The 541-nt window shown below is 73.8% G+C and carries 1 protein-coding gene; it reads left to right on the plus strand.

Features of this window, described 5'->3' with window-relative positions:
• The coding region (locus STRIP9103_RS31210; protein WP_009327132.1) for a carboxylesterase family protein at positions 1-541 on the plus strand (541 nt) is incomplete at both ends.

Genomic DNA, 541 nt, shown 5'->3' on the forward strand with positions numbered 1-541 from the left:
CCGACGTCCCCGAAACCGCCGTACTCGGAGGCGTTCGCCCGCTATCTGTCCGATCCCGTCGTGGCGGGTGACGACTGCCTCAACCTCAACGTGTGGACACCGGAGCCGGGCCGAGGGGCCCGGCTCCCCGTCATGGTCTGGATCCACGGCGGCGCGCTGACCCGGGGCTCGTCGGCGATCCCGGTGTACGACGGCAGCCGCTTCGCACGCGACGGCGTGGTGCTGGTGTCCCTCAACTACCGGCTGGGCGTGGAGGGTTACGGCCTCTTCCCGGACGCCCCGGCCAACAACGGGCTGCGCGACCAGCTGGCCGCGCTGGAGTGGGTACGGGAGTCGATCGCCGAGTTCGGCGGCGACCCGGACCGGGTCACCGTGTTCGGCCAGTCGGCGGGCGCCATCAGCATCGGTGCGCTGCTGGCCGCCCCGCGCGCCCGGGGTCTGTTCCGGCGGGCCGTGCTGCAGAGCGGGCCGCCGGAGGCCCTGGACCGGGACAAGGTGCGGCGCATGGTGCGCCGGATGGCCGCCCGTCTGAAGGTCCCGG

The organism is Streptomyces ipomoeae 91-03 (assembly GCF_000317595.1).
GTDB classification, from domain to species: Bacteria; Actinomycetota; Actinomycetes; order Streptomycetales; family Streptomycetaceae; genus Streptomyces; species Streptomyces ipomoeae.